The sequence below is a fragment of the Streptomyces alboflavus genome, assembly GCF_000716675.1.
GTDB classification, from domain to species: Bacteria; Actinomycetota; Actinomycetes; order Streptomycetales; family Streptomycetaceae; genus Streptomyces; species Streptomyces alboflavus.
In genome coordinates this window covers 20,661-37,641 of record NZ_JNXT01000007.1, presented here as the reverse complement: position 1 = coordinate 37,641, position 16,981 = coordinate 20,661, and the positions used below count along the sequence as shown (strand labels likewise).

At 73.1% G+C, this 16,981-nt stretch carries 14 protein-coding genes and 2 tRNA genes; 6 read left to right on the top strand and 10 right to left on the bottom strand.

Features of this window, described 5'->3' with window-relative positions; translation table 11 throughout:
- Nucleotides 1-136: 136 nt before the first annotated feature.
- On the bottom strand, nt 137-1,405 hold the full coding sequence (locus OO63_RS07770) for an MFS transporter (RefSeq protein ID WP_234311117.1): 1,269 nt from the start codon (nt 1,403-1,405) through the stop codon (nt 137-139).
- 151 nt (nt 1,406-1,556) lie between these two features.
- Between OO63_RS07770 and OO63_RS07765 the strand changes: the two genes are divergently transcribed.
- Nucleotides 1,557-2,144 carry a TetR/AcrR family transcriptional regulator gene (locus tag OO63_RS07765; RefSeq protein WP_030357873.1) on the top strand — a complete coding sequence of 196 codons (588 nt, stop codon included), beginning with the start codon at nt 1,557-1,559 and terminating at the stop codon, nt 2,142-2,144.
- Nucleotides 2,145-2,169: 25 nt separating this feature from the next.
- On the opposite strand, the gene OO63_RS07760 is transcribed toward OO63_RS07765, so the two are convergent.
- Both OO63_RS07760 and OO63_RS07755 read right to left on the bottom strand, forming a co-directional pair.
- Nucleotides 2,170-7,050 carry a PAS domain-containing protein gene (locus tag OO63_RS07760; RefSeq protein WP_078619004.1) on the bottom strand — a complete coding sequence of 1,627 codons (4,881 nt, stop codon included), beginning with the start codon at nt 7,048-7,050 and terminating at the stop codon, nt 2,170-2,172.
- Between the two features lie 243 nt (nt 7,051-7,293).
- A complete protein-coding gene (locus OO63_RS07755) occupies nt 7,294-7,875 on the bottom strand; it encodes an SSI family serine proteinase inhibitor (RefSeq protein ID WP_030357875.1) in 582 nt (193 codons plus the stop codon).
- A gap of 197 nt (nt 7,876-8,072) precedes the next feature.
- On the opposite strand from OO63_RS07755, the gene OO63_RS07750 reads away from it, so the two are divergent.
- Nucleotides 8,073-8,163: transfer RNA gene (locus tag OO63_RS07750), tRNA-Ser, on the top strand.
- 270 nt (nt 8,164-8,433) lie between these two features.
- Nucleotides 8,434-8,506, top strand: a tRNA-Arg gene (locus OO63_RS07745).
- A 115-nt stretch (nt 8,507-8,621) separates the two neighbouring features.
- Here OO63_RS07745 and OO63_RS07740 read toward each other — a convergent pair.
- Entirely contained in the window at nt 8,622-9,155 is a 534-nt protein-coding gene (locus OO63_RS07740; protein ID WP_030357876.1) for a GNAT family N-acetyltransferase, read from the bottom strand.
- 61 nt (nt 9,156-9,216) lie between these two features.
- Here OO63_RS07740 and OO63_RS07735 point away from each other — a divergent pair, with 61 nt between their 5' ends.
- Nucleotides 9,217-9,711 carry a hypothetical protein gene (locus tag OO63_RS07735; protein ID WP_157853960.1) on the top strand — a complete coding sequence of 165 codons (495 nt, stop codon included), beginning with the start codon at nt 9,217-9,219 and terminating at the stop codon, nt 9,709-9,711.
- A 123-nt stretch (nt 9,712-9,834) separates the two neighbouring features.
- On the opposite strand, the gene OO63_RS07730 is transcribed toward OO63_RS07735, so the two are convergent.
- The 6 genes from OO63_RS07730 to OO63_RS07705 form a co-directional block, all read right to left on the bottom strand.
- Nucleotides 9,835-11,145 carry an NAD(P)/FAD-dependent oxidoreductase gene (locus tag OO63_RS07730; protein ID WP_030357878.1) on the bottom strand — a complete coding sequence of 437 codons (1,311 nt, stop codon included), beginning with the start codon at nt 11,143-11,145 and terminating at the stop codon, nt 9,835-9,837.
- Between the two features lie 163 nt (nt 11,146-11,308).
- Nucleotides 11,309-12,256 carry an RNA polymerase sigma-70 factor gene (locus OO63_RS07725; RefSeq protein ID WP_030357879.1) on the bottom strand — a complete coding sequence of 316 codons (948 nt, stop codon included), beginning with the start codon at nt 12,254-12,256 and terminating at the stop codon, nt 11,309-11,311.
- A 104-nt stretch (nt 12,257-12,360) separates the two neighbouring features.
- Nucleotides 12,361-13,023: a CatB-related O-acetyltransferase gene (locus tag OO63_RS07720; protein WP_030357880.1), complete on the bottom strand. Its 663-nt coding sequence runs from the start codon at nt 13,021-13,023 to the stop codon at nt 12,361-12,363.
- 129 nt (nt 13,024-13,152) lie between these two features.
- A complete protein-coding gene (locus OO63_RS07715; protein ID WP_030357881.1) occupies nt 13,153-13,983 on the bottom strand; it encodes an MOSC domain-containing protein in 831 nt (276 codons plus the stop codon).
- A gap of 123 nt (nt 13,984-14,106) precedes the next feature.
- The gene (locus OO63_RS07710; protein WP_078619003.1) at nt 14,107-14,757 is read right to left on the bottom strand and encodes an SDR family oxidoreductase; all 651 of its coding nucleotides are present in this window, start codon (nt 14,755-14,757) and stop codon (nt 14,107-14,109) included.
- Nucleotides 14,758-14,784: 27 nt separating this feature from the next.
- Entirely contained in the window at nt 14,785-15,366 is a 582-nt protein-coding gene (locus OO63_RS07705; RefSeq protein WP_030357883.1) for a TetR/AcrR family transcriptional regulator, read from the bottom strand.
- 96 nt (nt 15,367-15,462) lie between these two features.
- On the opposite strand from OO63_RS07705, the gene OO63_RS07700 reads away from it, so the two are divergent.
- Both OO63_RS07700 and OO63_RS07695 read left to right on the top strand, forming a co-directional pair.
- The gene (locus tag OO63_RS07700) at nt 15,463-16,464 is read left to right on the top strand and encodes a DUF2797 domain-containing protein (protein WP_078619002.1); all 1,002 of its coding nucleotides are present in this window, start codon (nt 15,463-15,465) and stop codon (nt 16,462-16,464) included.
- Between the two features lie 134 nt (nt 16,465-16,598).
- On the top strand, nt 16,599-16,967 hold the full coding sequence (locus OO63_RS07695) for an antibiotic biosynthesis monooxygenase family protein (protein ID WP_033263925.1): 369 nt from the start codon (nt 16,599-16,601) through the stop codon (nt 16,965-16,967).
- Nucleotides 16,968-16,981 lie beyond the last annotated feature (14 nt).

The following is a 16,981-nucleotide window of genomic DNA, read 5'->3' as shown; positions in this document are numbered from 1 at the left end:
CCCGGCTGCCGTACGGCAGCGCACGGCACGGTACGGGTGCCCCGCGGGCGTGGCTCGCGGGGCAGCGCCTCACCGCCGCGCCCCTGCTGCTCACCGCCGTGCCCCCCGTCCGCTCACCGTCGTGTCCCGCTGCCGCTCATCGCCGTGTCCGCAGCGACGTCACCCCCCACCCCACGGCCAGGCAGCCCGCCGCCACCGCGCACACCCCGTGCCAGCCCCAGTGTGTGAACGCCGTGCCCGCGAGGGCCGAGGCCATGGCGCCGCCCGCGAAACCCGCCACCACATAGGCGGTGTTGGCGACCGCCGGGGTGGAGGTGGTGGTCAGGGCCAGCGTCTGGTTGGCGATGTGGCTCGCGACGAGCGCCGCGTGGACGGCGACCGCCGCCGCGCACAGGGCCCACAGCCGCTGGCCGCCCAGCCAGAACAGCGGCACCGACACCGCCGCGAGCACGTACGCCGACGCCACCACCTTGGCCACGCCGAACCGGTCCACGAGGCCACCCGCGACCGGCGCCACGAGGCTCGCCGCCAGGCCGAAGAGCCCGAACAGGCCGGCCGCGCCCGTCGTCATGCCGTAGCCCCCGTCCCCGTGGCCGGTGAGCAGCAGCGCGAGGGAGGTCCACAGCGCGCTCCACGCGCCGTACATCCCGCCCTGGCGTATGCAGGCCTGGCGCAGTTCCGGTGACATGCGGACGACACTGGGGAGTTGGGCGAGGCCCGCGAACAGCGGGCCGCCGCGGCGCTGGTCCTCCCTGGGCAGCGCGGCCGCGGAGGCCAGGCCGAGCACCGCCGTGAGCACGGCCGCCCCGAGGAAGACGGCACGCCAGCCGAAGGCCTGCCCGGCGAGCGCGCCGAGCACCCGGGCGGCGACCACGCCGGTGAAGAGTCCGGCTATGAGCGCTGCGACATGGCTGGCCCGCCGGTGCGCCGGTGCCCGCGCGGCGACGAGCGGCACGAGCAGCTGCGGGACGACCGTCGCCGCGGAGGCGACAAGGACGGCGGCGGCGAGCGCGGTCGCGCCGGAGGCCGTCGCACCCAGGGCCAGCGCGGCGGCGGTGGCCAGGGACAGCGCCGCGACCAGCCGCCGGCGGTTCACGCGGTCGCCGAGCGGGGCGAAGAACAGCAGCCCGGCCGCGTACCCGAACTGGGCCACCGAGGCGATCCACGCGACGCCCGACGGTGTGGAGCCGAAGTCCCGGGCCATGAGGGGGAGCAGCGGGGCGGCGACGTAGATGTTCGCCGCCGTGACCGCCGTGCAGACGGCTATGAGGACGAGGAAGAGACGCGGCGGGAGCCCGCCGGGGTGCGCCTGGTCGGCGGGCGCGGACTGCCTCAGCGCGGTGGAGCCCGGTGGTGCCTCGGGCAGGGCTTGTGTCCTGGTCGGGGATGGCATGCGTGAGGTCATGGGTGGCAGTGCTCCTCTTCGTACCGCCGATGGCACTCTCGTACCGCAGCTGGCAACCAACTGGTTGGTTGTAAAAGTCTGCGCCCCCGCTTCGGCAACTGTCAAGCAACCAAACGGTTGGTTAGAAGCGGGATGCGCTTACGCTGGTCCCATGGGAGTGAGAGACCCCGAGGCCACCAAGGCCCGGATCTTCGACGCGGCAGTCACGGAGTTCGCCCGGTTCGGCATCGCGGGCGCCCGCATCGACCGCATCGCGAGCGAGGCGAAGGCCAACAAGCAGCTCATCTACGCCTATTACGGCAACAAGGCGGAGCTGTTCGCGCAGGTCCTCGAGAAGAAGATGGTCGACCTGGCCGTCAGCGTCCCCATCGACGCCGACGACATCGACGGCTGGATGGACCGGTTGATCGACTACCACTCCACCCATCCCGAGGTGCTTCGCCTGCTCTTCTGGGAGGGCATCGAGTACGGCAGCACGGAGGAGTTGCCGCACGAGTACGAACGCCAGGCGCACTACGACCGCAAGGTCGCCGCCTTCGAGGAGGCCCAGGCGCGCGGTGTCGTGACGAGTGCGATCCCGGCGCCCGACATGCTGTTCATGCTGGTCGCGCTGGCCGGATGGGCCTCCGCGGTGCCGCAGATGCGGCGGGTTCTGGTGGGCGGCGAGGACGCGGACCGCGCGCGCCTGCGCGCCTCGGTCCGCGCCGCCGCCCGCCGCCTCACGGCACCCGGCGACTAGGGCCCGTCCGACCCCGGAGCCGGGGTCAGTTCGTACCGATCTTCGCCAGCAGGTCCACGATCCGGCTCTGCACTTCGTTGCTCGTGGAGCGCTCCGCGAGGAACAGCACGGTCTCGCCGGCGGCGAGCTTCGGCAGGTCGGTCTCGTCGACGGCCGCCGTGTAGACGACGAGGGGGGTGCGGTTGAGCTGCCCGTTCGCGCGCAGCCAGTCGACGATTCCGGCACGTCGGCGGCGTACCTGGAGCAGGTCCATGACCACCAGGTTCGGCCGCATCTGCGCGGCGAGCGTGACCGCGTCCGCGTCGCTCTCGGCCCGCGCGACCTTCATCCCGCGCCGCTCCAGGGTCGCGGTCAGGGCCAGCGCGATCTCCTCGTGCTCCTCGATCAGCAGGACGCGCGACGGGTGCTGCTCGCTGTCGCGCGGCGCGAGGGCCTTCAGGAGTACGGCGGGGTCGGCGCCGTACGCCGCCTCCCGCGAGGCCTGGCCGAGCCCGGCCGTGACCAGGACGGGAACCTCCGCGGCGACCGCCGCCTGGCGCAGCGACTGCAGCGCCGTGCGCGTGATCGGCCCGGTCAGCGGGTCCACGAACAGGGCCGCGGGGAACGCCGCGATCTGCGCGTCGACCTCCTCGCGCGAGTGCACGATGACCGGGCGGTAGCCGCGGTCGCTGAGGGCCTGCTGGGTGGTGACGTCGGGCGCGGGCCACACCAGGAGGCGGCGGGGGTTGTCGAGCGGCTCGGGCGGCAGCTCGTCGTCCATGGGCTGCGGCTGCGGCTGGTTCGACACCTCGACGGCGCCACCGGGGCCGTCCAGGAGCTGGGGGCCCTCGTCGGCGTCGGCGTCCGGCGCGCCGATGGCGTAGGCGCGCCCGGTGCCCTCCGTGGTCGGCGAAAGCCGGGGCTGCGCCGGTGCCTTGGCCTGCTGCGGCTGTGGCTGGGGCTGGGGCTGCGCCTGGGGGTGCGGGCGGGCCGCGTCCTGGCGCTCGTCGGCGGCGGGGTCGGGCCGCGTGGACAGCCGCCTGCGGCGTCCCGAACCTCCGGAGGAGGGCTGCGCGGGCGTCTGGGCACCTTGAGCGCCCTGAGCGCCCTGAGCGCCCTGGGACGGGTCCTGCTGCGCGGGCTGCGCCTGCGGCAAGGGGTGGGCCTGCGGGGGCTGCTGGGGCTGCGGCGGCTGCCCGGCCTGCTGAGGCTGACCCGCCTGGCTGCCCTGGCCGGGCTGCCCCGGCTGCGCGGGGGCCTGGCGGCCGAACGGCACACCCTGTCCAAGCGTTCGTACGCTGATGGCGCGCCCCTGCGTCGAGTTCGGGTCGACGGGAGCGGCCTCGGCGGGCAGCGGCTGGGCGGCACGCACGCGTGGATCACGTTCCGGCGGCAGGGCCGCGCCCTGTGCGGGCGTCGGAATGCCTTGCGCGGGCGTTCCGTCGGCGTGCGGACCTGCGTGCGGAGCGGCCTGCGTACCGGTGTGCGGAGCGGCCTGCGGACCAGCTTGCGACGGCACACCCGTGGCCGGGGTCCCCTCGGCCGGAGTGCCGGTGGCAGGGGTGCCGCCCGCCGGGGTGCCCTGGACCGGCATCCCCTGGGAGAGCGTCCCGTCGGCCGCCGGAGCCTGCCGCGCGCGCCGCCGTCCGGTCGGGGCCTGCGGCTGGGCGGCCGGGGTCCCCGGGGCTCCCTGCGCGGCCGGACCGGCCTGACCGGGCAGCATCGCGGCGGCGGCCTGCGCGGGGTGGGGCTGGAGCGGGGTGTGGTCGTCGGCCGGGTCGTGCAGCGCGGCGGCGTGCTGTCCGGTGTCGTCCTGCCCGGCGGGGCTGGTGGGGCCGACGTGGCCCAGGGGCGCGGCGGGGCCGACGCCGGGCCCTGCCACAGGCAGCCCGCCGGGCGCCGCACCAGGCGCACCTCCCGGAGCGCCCACAGGCTGACCACCCGGAGCCCCCGTGGGCGCACCGCCCGGAGCCCCCGAAGGCTGACCACCCTGAGCCCCGGCGGGCGCACCACGCCGAGCACCCGCCGCCCGCGCACCCTGCGCGCCCACGGACCGAGCCCCCTGCGCCCCCGCGGTCACACTCTCCTGGACCTGCGCCTGCGCCTCCGGCGCACCGCCCTGCGCGGGTACGCCACCACGGCCCCCCGCCTGAAGTCCTGCCTGCACGCCCGCCGGTACGTTCACCGAGGCGCCGACCTGCACGGACCCACCGCGCGCGGCGCCCAACTGCCCGGGCCCGCCCTGCGGCACGCCTCCCTGCGGCACGCCTCCCTGCGGCACGCCGCCCTGAGGCACGCCTCCCTGGGGCACACCACCGTGCGGGCCACCCCCCTGAAGCGCACCCTCCTGCGCCGCCCCGCCCACCTGCTCGGCCCGGCCGGGCGCGCCGTTGCCCTCCTCGCGGTCCGCCTCGGCCGGGGGCAGCGCGAACACCCGCCCGCTGGAGGCCTCCTCCGCGGCGGCACGCTCCCGGGCCGCGGCCAGCGCGCGCCGGGCCCGTCGGCCACCGGTACGCGGATCCGCGCCCTCGTTCCCGGCCGCGCCGGACGCACCCGCCTCCGGACCGGCCGCCTGGCCCGTCCCCGAAGGCAGCGCGGCCAGCGCCTGCTGCTCACCGCCGCGCCGGGCCCGCCGACCGGACGCCACGGCGACCTCCGTCGACATCGGACCGGCCTGCGACGGCACTCCCTGCGGCGGCACGGCCTGGCCCAAGGCCGCCGACCCGGCCGCGTGCTCGGCCGCCGTCATCACGGCACCCTCGGCCGGACTCGGCCGTCCTCGACGCCGTCCGGTGCCGCCCGCACCCCCGGACGTACCGCCCGACGTGTCACCGGATCCACCACAGCCCCCGGCACCCGCACCCGCACCCGCAACCACGTCCGAGCCGCCACTCGCAGGCCCCTCGGCCACAGCGCGCCGCCTGCGCCGCCCGGTCCCACCGGAACCGGAACCGGAACCAGACCCGGTCCCGGACCCAGCGGCCTCCACGGACCCCGTGTCATCGCCCGCCGCACCCGAACCGGCGTCCCCGGAGGCAGCGGCCGAGCCACCGTCATCCCCAGGGACCTCACTGTCCAGGAACGAGTCCACCGAGGACCGCCGGGCCCGCCGACGTCCGCCTCCGGTCCCGCCGGACGTACCGCCCGCGCCCCCGGAAGGACCCGCCCCCTGTGCGGGCACCTGCGCACCCGAACCAGCAGTCTCCGTAGACACCGGAAAACCGACAGCGCCCGCCGCGATGGCGCTCGCGCTGTCGCCCATGGGGACCTCGAGGACGTACGCGTTGCCGTTCATGCCCGGCACCTCGTGCGTCTGGAGCACACCTCCGTGGGCCTCGACGATGCCGCGTACGACGGGCTCGTGCACCGGGTCCCCGCCGGAGTACGGCCCGCGGACCTCGATGCGGACGACCTCGCCGCGCTGGGCCGCTGCCACGACGACCGTCGAGTCCACGTAACCGGCCTGCCCTCCGGGGGCGCCCGGAACGGCGGCCCCCGCGCGGGTGTTGCCGGTGGCGTCGATTCCGGCGACGTCGGCGATCAGATGGGCCAGCGCGGTGGCGAGGCGGCGTGCGTCCACCTCGACCTCGATCGGCGGCGCGTGCACGGCGAACTGGGCGCGTCCTGGGCCGATCAGCTCGACGGCACCGTCGACACCGGCGGCGACGACGGCGTCGAGCGGGACGGCCGTGCGGGACAGCTGGTCGGTGCCGGCCTGGAGGCGCTGGTAGCCGAGGACGTTGTCGACGAGCGTCGTCATCCGGGCGTATCCGGCCGACAGATGGTGGAGCACCTGGTTGGCCTCGGGCCAGAGCTGGCCCGCGTCGTCGGCGGCGAGCGCGGACAGTTCGCGGCGCAGTTCGTCGAGGGGGCCGCGCAGCGACTGGTCGAGGACGGCGACGAGCTGGCTGTGCCGCGCGGCGAGGGCCTCGTACCGCGACTGCTCGCGCTCGGCCAGCTCCTCGTGGCGGTCCTTCTCGCGCTCGGCGAGCGCCGCGTACCGCTCCTGCTCGGCGGCGAGTTCCTCCTCGCGCAGCTCGGCGGCCTCCGACAGCTCCTCGGCGTGCCGGGCGAGCGCCGCCTCGTACTTCTCGGAGAGGGCGTCGTAGGGCCGCCGGTCGGTGAACGTCATGACCGCGCCGACGAGCTGGTCGCCGTCGCGCACGGGGGCCGTCGTCAGGTCGACGGAGACCTTCTCGCCGCTCTTGGACCACAGGACCTGCCCGCGCACGCGGTGCTTGCGGCCGGAGCGCAGGGTGTCCGCGAGCGGGGACTCGTCGTACGGGAAGGGTTCGCCGTCGGCGCGCGAGTGCAGGACGAGGGGGTGCAGCTCCTGGCCGCCGAGGTCGCTGGCGCGGAAGCCGAGTATCTGGGCGGCGGCGGGGTTCACGAGCACGACGCGCCCGTCGGTGTCGGTGCCGACGACGCCTTCCGCCGCGGCCCGCAGGATCATCTCGGTCTGCCGCTGCGAACGGGCGAGTTCGGCCTCGGTGTTGAGCGCGCCCGACAGATCGCGGACGACGATCATCAGCATCTCGTCGCTGCCGTAGCCGCCGTACCCGCCCTGGCTGCCGAACCGGTCGTCGTACGCGTGCCGGCTGTCTTCCAGGTTCGAGCTGGTGACCTCGACGGGGAACTCGTTGCCGTCGGTGCGGCGGGCGATCATCCGCTTCGGCTTGGTACGTCCGCGTTCGTCCGTGGTGTCCGGTCGGCGCATCGAGCCGGGGATCAGCCGGGAGTCGAACTCCGGCAGCAGATCGAGCAGTCCGCGCCCCACGAGCGCGGTGCCTGGCGCCTCGAAGGCCTCGAGCGCGATCGCGTTCGCGTTCACGACGGTCCCGTTGGCGTTGACCAGCACCAGCGCGTCCGGGAGCGCGTCGAGTATGGCTGCGAGGCGAGCAGCGCCTCGGGATGGCCTGCTGCTCACGACGACGCTTCCTCCCTGATTACCGCATCTTGCTGACCGCCCGAGCCATCTTGCCTCTCGGCTCGCGGCGTGTCACGGGAGGGAGTCTACGGGGAGTGGTTGCGGGCGCGACGCCGGATGAGAGGGAGGTCGCACGCAGAAGCTGTGAGCCTTCAGTAGTCCCTGGTCACGGAAGGGTCGCGAACCACCCTTCGGTCAAGGTTGCGACGCCTCGCCTGTCGCGCCGCCCGCCGCGGGTCCGCATCAACCGCCGTTCGCGGGCAGGACGGGCACGAGGGTGTTCCACCGCGAGATCTGGCAGCCGTCGGTGCGCGAGAAGGTCGTGTCGACGGGGCGCCCCTGCCAGGTGCCCTGGACGCGGGCGGTCTCCGGGCCGCCGTACTGCTGGGTGCACGCGGCGTCGCGCGGGACCTCCTGGAACGGGTTCACGCCCTCCTTCGCGAGCTGATCAAGACGTTCGCACGCGTCACTGGGCGAAGGGTGCGTGCCGCCCGTGGGGGCGCACTCCAGGGTGTACGCCCTGTCGCCCGCGCCGTCCGCGCCGTCCGCGCCGTCTGCGTTGACCGTGATGCTCAGCCGGTCGGCGGCGGGACGGTCGACGGTGTGGCCGCCGATGGGGCCGGTGGCGTTGTCGACGGCGCGGCCGACGGCGCCGAGGTTCCCCGTGCCGAGGGGGCTGACGGCACTCGGGCCGCCCGTGCCGAGGTGGCTGCCGCCGAGGTGGTCCGCGTGCGCCACGGCGGGGAGCGCGGTGAGGGCGGCGAAGGACGCGGCGACGGACGTGGCGGCGGTGAACAGGAGGCGGCGCGGTGTGGACAGCTTCATGGGATCTCCCTGAGGGACGCGGTTCCGGCTGGTACCTACCGCCTCTAACGCCACCGCCCCCACCGCGTTGCGGCCCCGTTTTACGCTTTGCTCTGCGGGCCGCCCGACTAGTACCGTGGAGGCCGCGATTGGTGACGCGCCCCCAGGCTGTGTCATCATCTGCACGCACCCCCGCGCTCGCGCGGGATTGCAGGTTGGGAGGCGTCGCCTAGTCCGGTCTATGGCGCCGCACTGCTAATGCGGTTTGGGTCTTAAAGCCCATCGAGGGTTCAAATCCCTCCGCCTCCGCACCACGATCCGAAGCCCCGGTCATCCGACCGGGGCTTCGGTCGTTTCCGCGCGACGCGCCCGCGGCGACTCACCCGTGAGGGTCACCGGAAGCCCACCTCAAGATCACCCAGCCTCGCCGCGCCCCCTGGTCGCAGGAGTCATTTCCGCAGGTCAGAGTGGGTGCGGGAAACGGATTTCGCCTCACGGCGCAGGTCATGTAATGTTGTTCCCGCAACGCCGACCGGGGCGAAAAGCCCGGAAGGAAGAGCAACACAACAGAAGAATCAAGCACTCGTAGCTTAACGGATAGAGCATCTGACTACGGATCAGAAGGTTGCAGGTTCGAATCCTGCCGAGTGCACACAGACAAGAGGCCCCGGAGAGATCCGGGGCCTCTTGCGTTGCTGGGAGCTTGGGGAGGCCGGGGGAATCCGGCCGTTGCCAGTGTGATCCTTGGATCGATGGTGCGACTGGCTTCATGCCTGGAACTCGGTGAGGTCGATGGTGTGAACCCGTAGGGGATGGGCGTACTCCGGGTGCGTCGTCTCCCGCTCGGGCACCATGCCGAGCTTGCGGATGATGTTCTCGGAGGCGGTGTCACCCACCCGGTTGATGCTGATGACGCGGTCGAGGCCGCGGTCCTGGAGCGCGAACTCCAGCGTGGCGTGGGCGGCTTCGGAGGCGTATCCCTGGCCCCAGAACTGTGAGCCGAGCCGCCAGCTGATCGCCACGGCGGGCAGTACCTCCGGCAGGAACTCCGGCACGGACAGACCCGTGAAGCCTGCCAGTTCACCCGAGGCCAGCAGTTCGACGGCGAAGAGCCCGAAGCCCTCCTCGTCCCACTCCTCCTCCCACCGCTCGATCGCCTCCGCGGTGTGGTCCAGGTCGCGCACCGAGCCGTCGCCGATCCAGCGCATGACCCTCGGGTCCGCGTTGATGTCGGCCATCGGCGCGAGGTCGTCGTCATGCCAGCGACGCAGAAGGAGGCGGGGTGTGCGGATCTCGGTCATGGCGCCCATCCTGCCGAAGGAAACGGCGGGCTTGTCAGAGGCATCGGCTAGCTTTCGGGCCATGGGGAATTCAGGCGGGTCACTGACGACCCGGTCCGCGGGGGAGACGACCCGGTCCACGGGGGAACTGCACCAGCTCATGCGGGAAGCCGGGTTCACGGGCGTCGACGATACGGAGGCGTTGGCGGAGGGCTGGCAGGTCACGGACTTCGCCGACGCCGGACGGCGCAGCCTCGCGCATCTCGTCGAGCGGACGGGGACACCGGCCGTCATGGTGTCCTTCTTCGACAGCGATGTGGGTTTCATCGAGGCCCGCACGCCGGACGGCGACAGCTGGGAGGGCCTGCTCAACCGGGAGACGGCGGAGAGCTACGAGATACCTCTGGAGCACTTCCCCGTCGAACCCGTCGTGGCCGGCGCGCTCGCCTGGTCGGCCGCCGCGGGGCTGACGCCCGACGAGAGAGCCATCCGGCAGACGCTCACCGGGTCGGCCCTGTTCGCGGAAGAACTCTCCTCAGCCCTCCTGGTCGCCCTGGGACTGCCCGGCGCAACCTAGCCCGCACAAGTCAGGGCCCGGGGATTCACGCGATCACGGCCGGATCCTGCCGAGCGCACCGTTGGCCGAAGGCCCCACGGATTGTTCCGCAGGGCCTCTGGACGGCCTCTGGCGTTCGGTCGTTCAGGCCGCCGCCTCGGCGGTCGTGGCGGGCTGGGGGCGCTCCGCCGTGACGCGGCGGCGGCGGTTCGGGAGGCCGAGGGTGGGGTTGGCCACGGCCCAGGCCGCGCTCTTGCAGACCAGTTCCTTGTACGTGGCGGCGAAGCGGCCCGTCAGGGCCGTCCTGACCGCGCGGTCGTCGGCCGTGACGTACTGGATCAGGCCCTCCTTGCGGCCCAGCGAGACGCACTGGTTGAAGTAGCGGAGCGGGGTCTTGGGGATCTTGCCGCCGGTCAGGCGGGCGGCGATCGCGTCGGCGGCCTGCCAGGCCATGGGGGTGCCCGTGGCGCACGACATGCGCAGCGGCTTGTCGCCGGGGCCCATCGCCATGGCCGCGTCGCCGACCGCGTACACATCGGGGTGCGAGAGCGAGCGCATCGTCCTGTCGACCATGATCTGGCCGGTGTCGGTGACCTTCAGGGTCGTGGCCCGCGCGATCGGGTGGACCGCGAAGCCGGTGGTCCACACGGTGACGGCCGCCGGGACGGACGTGCCGTCCGCGGTCGTCACACGGTCGGCCGCGACACCCGTGACCGCGGCGTGTTCGTGCGCGGTGATGCCGAGCCCGGCGAAGACCTTGCGGACGTGGGCGCGGCCCTTCGGGGAGAGCCACTCGCCGAGTGCGCCGCGGGCGGTGAGGGCGACGTCGAGGTCCGGGCGGGCCTCGGCGATCTCGGTCGCGGCCTCAAGGCCCGTCAGGCCGCCACCGACCACGACCACGGACTGCCCCGCCTCCAGGCGGGCCAGGCGCTCGCGCAGCCGGAGCGCGCCGGGGCGGCTCGCGAGCTGGTCCGCGAACTCGGCGGTGCCGGGGACTCCCTGGCTGTTCCAACCGCTGCCGAGGGCGTAGACGAGGGTGTCGTACTCCAGGGTCTCCGTCGGTTCCAGGGCCTCCGTCGGTTCCAGGGCCTCCGCCCGTTCCAGGGCCTCCGCCGGTTCCAGGGTCTCCCCCGGCTCCGGCGCTCCCTCCGGTGCTCCGGCTTCCCCGGTCGGCCTCGCTCCCGTCACGGTGACCGTCTTGCGGTCGACGTCGACCGCGGTCACCCGTGCCAGCTTCAGCGCCACGCCCGTGCCCGCGAACATCTCGCTGAAGGGCCGGGGCCTGAGGTCCTGGCCGGCCGCCACCTGGTGCATGCGGACGCGCTCGACGAAGTCGGGCTCGGCGTTGACGAGGGTGATGGTGACGTCCTCGCGGTGCAGCCGCCTGGCGAGACGTCCGGCGGCGGAGGCTCCGGTGTATCCGGCTCCGAGGACGATGATGCGGTGCTGCTGCATGGTCATGCTCCCTGTCTCGGCTCTTCCGCGTCGTCGGCTCTTCCGCGGGGTTCGCACCTTGAACCGGATGGCTCGGCGATTTCTGACAGGGGTGTGGTGTGAAGCAGGTCACATGAGGGGGTGGGGGCGGCCAGGTGGTGTGGGCCGAGGGTGCCGGGACGGGTCAGAAGGCGTTGAACAGGGGGTTTCCGTGGTCCTCGGTCGCCCAGCGCTCGGTCGCGCGGACCAGCTTGTCGGGGTTGACCTGGTTGCGGAACGCGGTGATGCCCTCGGGGGTGACCTCCAGGCACAGGACGCCGACGACCCGGCCGTCGACGACCGCCACGGCGGCGGGGCCGCCGTTGGCCGTCGTCGCGTACACCTCGGCCGTGCCGCCGACGAAGTCCCGCTTGGCCTTGCCGGGCTTGAACAGGCCCCACATGAACTTCGCGACCGCCACCGCGCCTTCGAACGGCTTCGCGCGGGCCGGGATCTTGCCGCCGCCGTCACCGATGGCGATGGCGTCGTCGGTGAGCATCCGCACGAGCTGGTCGGTGTTGCCGCTGGTCGCGGCCGCCAGGAACTCCTCGACGACCCGCCGGGCCGCGGCCTCGTCGATGTCGGTGCGGGCCCTGCCGTCCGCGACCCGCTGCTTGGCGCGGTGGAAGAGCTGCTGGCTGGCGGCGTCGGTGATGTCCAGGATCTCGGCGATCTCGCGGTGCGGGTACGCGAAGGCCTCCCGCAGTACGTACACCGCACGCTCGTTGGGGGAGAGGCGCTCCAGGACCGTGAGGACCGCGTACGAGACCGACTCGCGCTGTTCGGCGGTGTCGGCGGGGCCCAGCATCGGGTCACCGGCGAGCAGGGGCTCGGGGAGCCACTCGCCCACGTAGGTCTCGCGGCGCGCGCGGGCCGAGGTGAGCTGGTTGAGGCACAGGTTGGTGAGGACCTTCGTCAGCCAGGCCTCGGGGACCTCGACGCGGTCGACGTCGGCGCCCTGCCAGCGCAGGAAGGTGTCCTGCACGGCGTCCTCGGCCTCGGTCGAGGAGCCGAGGAGGCGGTAGGCGATGGCCTCCAGGCGGGGCCTGGAGGCCTCGAACCGGTCGACGTCGTCCATGGTCAGAGGGGCCATGGTCCGGATCCTAGTCCGGCAGCGGTGGCGGGGTCAGCCCTGGCGGCGGGGACGGGGGCGGCCCCAGCCCTGCGGCGCGGGGCCGCCCCGGCACGACGGCCGGTTCAGGGAGCCGCCGCCTCCAGCGCGTCGACCGAGCCGGACATGATGGTGCGGACGTGGGTGGTGATGTGCTCCAGGGGCCAGTCCCACCAGGCGAGTTCGAGGAGGCGGGCCACGTCCTTGGGGTCGTAGCGGTGGCGGATGAGCTTGGCCGGGTTGCCGCCGACGATGCCGTAGTCGGGTACGTCGTCGACCACCACCGAGCCGGAGGCGATGATCGCGCCGTGGCCGATGCGGACGCCCGGCATCACCATCGTGCGGTAGCCGAACCAGACGTCGTGGCCGATGACCGTGTCGCCGCGTCCTGGCAGGCCGCTGATCAGGTCGAAGTGCTCGGACCAGGGGCCGCCCATGATCGGGAACGGGAAGGTGGACGCGCCGTCCATACGGTGGTTGGCGCCGTTCATGATGAACCGCACGCCCTCACCGAGCGCGCAGAACTTCCCGATGACCAGCTTCTCCGGGCCGTAGTGGTAGAGGACGTTCCGGGTCTCGAAGGCCGTGGCGTCGTCCGGGTCGTCGTAGTACGAGAACTCGCCCGCCTCGATCAACGGCGAGGTGATCAGGGGGCGGAGGAGCACCACGCGCGGCTGGTCCGGCATCGGGTGCAGCACGTTCGGGTCGGGGGTGAGGGGGTTGAGGGGGGTCGGAGGCAGGGGTGGCATGGGTGGGCTGCTCCTCGGTGCGGTCGTGCGGGTGGCCATCGCAGGTTGGTTCATGATCTTGCTCGGCGTCCACCCAATACTTCCCACCCGTCCACCCCTTGCTCCTCAGGGGACTTCGGCCCTTGCTCCTCAGGGGACTTCGGGGGCGGCCCACGTCCCCACCGCCACCTCGTCGCCGACGGAGATCTTGCCGGGGTTCAGGACCGCGTACTTCGTGCCGAGGGCCACCCCGCCCTGGGGCGCGCGGCGGTACGAGGCGAGCGTGCGCAGCGGCTCCGGGCCCGCGCGGCGGCCCGCGTCCTGGTCGACGAGGGTGACCGCGCAGCGTATCGCCGGTTTCGTGTAGCCCAGTTCGGCGGTGCCGATCGTCAGGTGGTGGGCGCGGTCCTCGGTGTGCGGCTCGTCCCAGCCCGCGACGACGATGTTGGGGCGGAAGCGGTCCATGGGCAGGCGCTCGGCGCCCCGCTCGCCGAGCTTCTCGTTCAACAGATCCACGGTGGCGCGGGAGATGAGGTGCAGGGCGCTGCTGTCGGCGTAGCCCGAGGTGCCCGGGATCCGGCCGTCGGTCACGCGGTGGTGCTCCGGCGGTACGCGGACGAGGCGGCTCGCTGCGCCCAGGAGGTCCGACAGCCATGCCGCCACCGCGTCCCCCTGGTCGATGCCCGTGTACGCGGCCCCGAACAGGTCCACGTCCCGGCGCGGTCCTGTCGTGTCGACGTCCACACGGACGTCGTCGTGGCCCGGCGCCCGGAGCGTCAGGCGGGTGCCGTCGGCGTCGACGGCGGGGCGGATCAGGGCCAGCTTCGGGTCCCGCCGCTGTGTTCGGTACACCCCTTCCTCGCTGACGACCATGAAGCTGCGGTCGTGCGCCAGGCCCGCCGGTGTCAGGACGGCCTCGCTCGCCGGTGTTCCGGCGCAGCCCTTCACGGGGTAGTACGACAACTCGGCGACGACAGCCATGCTTCGGCCCCTTCTTTCGGGTCTCTCGGTCTCTCGGGTCTTTCGGTCTTACGGGTCATGGCGCGGACGGTGCTCTTGGGCAACGTAGGGGACCCGCCCGAAAATGCCGTACGTGACCCTGAATCAGGCGGACTTGACCGTTCCGCCATCGATGACGTGGTCCGCCCCCGTGATGTTGCCCGCGGCGTCCGAGAGCAGGAACACGATCAGGGCGGCGACCTCGCCCGGCTCCGTGATGCGGCCCGACGCGATCCCGAAGGTCTGCGGTATCTGCTCGACGAACCGCTCGTGGTCGACGCCCGCCGCGGCCGCCACCTTGCCGCCGAAGCCGTTCGGGTCCTCCCAGAGCGCGGTCCGCACGACACCCGGCGACACCGTGTTCACCCGGACCCCCTGCGGGCCGAACTCCTCGGAGAGCGCCTTGCCGAAGGCCGTCAGGGCCGCCTTGGCGGTGCTGTAGGCGATCGGACCCGCGCTCGGGACCCGGGAGTTGATCGAGGAGACGTTCACGATCGCGCCCCGCCGCTCGACCAGGCCCGGCAGCGCGGCCCGGCTGGCGCGGACCGCGCTGAACAGATTGAGGTCCAGGTTCGCCTGCCAGTGGGCGTCGTCCGTGGTGAGGAAGCCGCCGATGTTCACGTCGTCGCCGGCGCCGACGTTGTTGACCAGGAAGTCGACGCCGCCGAGCTGCGCCCGCGCGTACTCGATCAGGGCCGCGGGGCCCTGAGGAGTGCCGAGGTCGGCCGCGTACGGCAGGGCGCCGGAGTCCTTCAGCTCGGGCGTGACGGTGACGAGGCCTGGTCAGAGGAGGTCGAGGACCGCCTGGATCGTGCGGCGCATGCCGTCGGGGCCGTCCGCGACCCGCGCGGTCACGCGTAGGCCGACGACCGTGTTCAGGAGGAGGCTGCCGACGGCCGCGGCGTCCCGGTCCGGGGCGATCTCGCCGGACCGCTTGCCCTCTTCGACCAGCGCCCGGAAGGCGTCTTCGGTACGGGCGAACATGCCGCGGACGAGTCCGGAGGCCGTCTCGTCGGCGCGGGGCAGCCCGGTGGCCGTGTTCACCGCCAGGCAGCCGCGCCGGTCCGGGTCGGCGAGGTCCATCTCGACCAGGAGCTCAAGTCCCTTGCGCAGTCGCTCCTTGACGGTGCCCTCGCCCTCGGCGAGCAGGTCGGTGAGCGCCTTGGCCTGGGTGTCCCTGTAGTGCCGCAGGGACAGTTCGAACAGGCCGTGCTTGCTGCCGAAGGCGTGGTAGAGGCTGCCCTTTCCGATGCCGAGGGCGTCGACGAGGTCCTGCGGGGTCGTGTCCCCGTACCCCTTGCGCCAGAAGACTTGCATCGCCTGTTCCACGGCGGTCTCCGGATCGAACTGCTTCGGCCGTCCCATGCCGACGACCCTAACAGGGTTTTGTACTTTCGGGTCAAGAAGAGGGGGTGAGGGGCGTTGAGGGGCGTTGTCAGTGGGGTGCTGCATGCTTTTTCCATGACGTGGTGGTGCACGGGGGTGCGGTGGCGGGTCGGTGACGGGCCCGTGCTCGGGTGGTACGCGCCGGGGCGGGGCGAGCGGGAGAGTCCGCTGGTGTTCGGGGGCGTGGTGGCCTTCCGGGTGCGGGGCGGGCGGCGCTGCCTCGGGGTGTGGCGGGGCGGGCGGTGGACGGCCTGTCCGGTGGGCGCGGCGGTGGCGGGGCGGGTCACGCGGGCCCAGTGCGAGGAGTGCGCGCGCGTCGACCGGGCGCACTCGGTCGCGGCGGACACGTTCGCCGACGACCCCCGGCCGTACCACGTGTACGTGGCGTGGTTCGGGCCCGGCCTGGTCAAGGTGGGGATCACGGGGGTCGCGCGGGGCGGCGCGCGGCTGCTCGAACAGGGGGCCGTGGCCTACACCTGGCTCGGTCAAGGGCCGTTGATGGCCGCGCGAAGAGCGGAGGAGCTGCTGCGGACCGCGCTCGGCGTCCCGGACCGGATTCCGTACGAGCGCAAGCGGGCCCTGCGGGCGCGGCTGCCCGGGGTGGCGGAGCGGGCCGGGGAGCTGGCGGAGGTGCACCGGAGGGCGGCGGCGCTCGGGGACTGGCCCGAGTCGTTGGAGCGGTTGCCGTGCGAGGTCGTGGACCACGGTGAGGTGTTCGGGCTCGAGGCGATCGGGGGGTTCGGCTCGGCGGGGCGGGTCGTGGACGAGCTGACGGACGGCGGGGTGGTGGCGGGGGAGCTGGTCGCTGCCGCTGGGCCGGACCTGTATGTGGCGGTGGGGGTGAGTGGTCGGCGGGGGCGTGGACAGGGGGCGAGTGGTCAGCGGGGTCGTGGTCAGGAGGGGAGCGGTCAAGGGGCGAGTGGTCAGGGGGTGGTGATCGACAGTCGGCTGATGAGCGGGTGGCGGCTGGGTGGGCTGGATGGGCTGGGGGAGACAGGAGGTGAGGGGGATGGTGAGTGGTCCGGGGTGACGGTTCCGGTGCGGGGGATGCCTGTGGTGCAGGGCGGATTGTTCTGAAGGGGCCGTGAAGAGCCCGTGACCCGGGCTCGGGGGGGGCTTTGTGGACCGGAAGGCAAAGACCTGCCGCCCGTTCGGTAATGACGGGGCCGAAGGGTGGACAGGGGCTCGGCGCACGGCGGACTGTGGGTGCCATGAGTGATCAAGAGCTTGCTGCTGAAGCCGGGAACGCCGGACCCGTCAGACCCACCCCTCCCTTCGAGCCCCCCTACTACGCCGTCGTGTTCACGTCCCTGCGCACCCCGGGGGACAACGACTACGGCGCGACGTCCGACCGGATGGAGGAGTTGGTGAACGCCGTGCCCGGGTTCCTCGGGATGGATTCGGCGCGGACGCCGGGTGGGCTCGGCATCACCGTCGGCTACTTCCGCGACGAGGAGGCCATCGCGGCCTGGCGCGGCAACCCGGAGCACCGCGAGGCACGGGCCCGGGGCCGCAAGGAGTGGTACGAGGACTACGTGGTGCACGTGGCCAAGGTCGAGCGGAGCTACGGCAGTGGGTGAGGACGGGGAGGAGA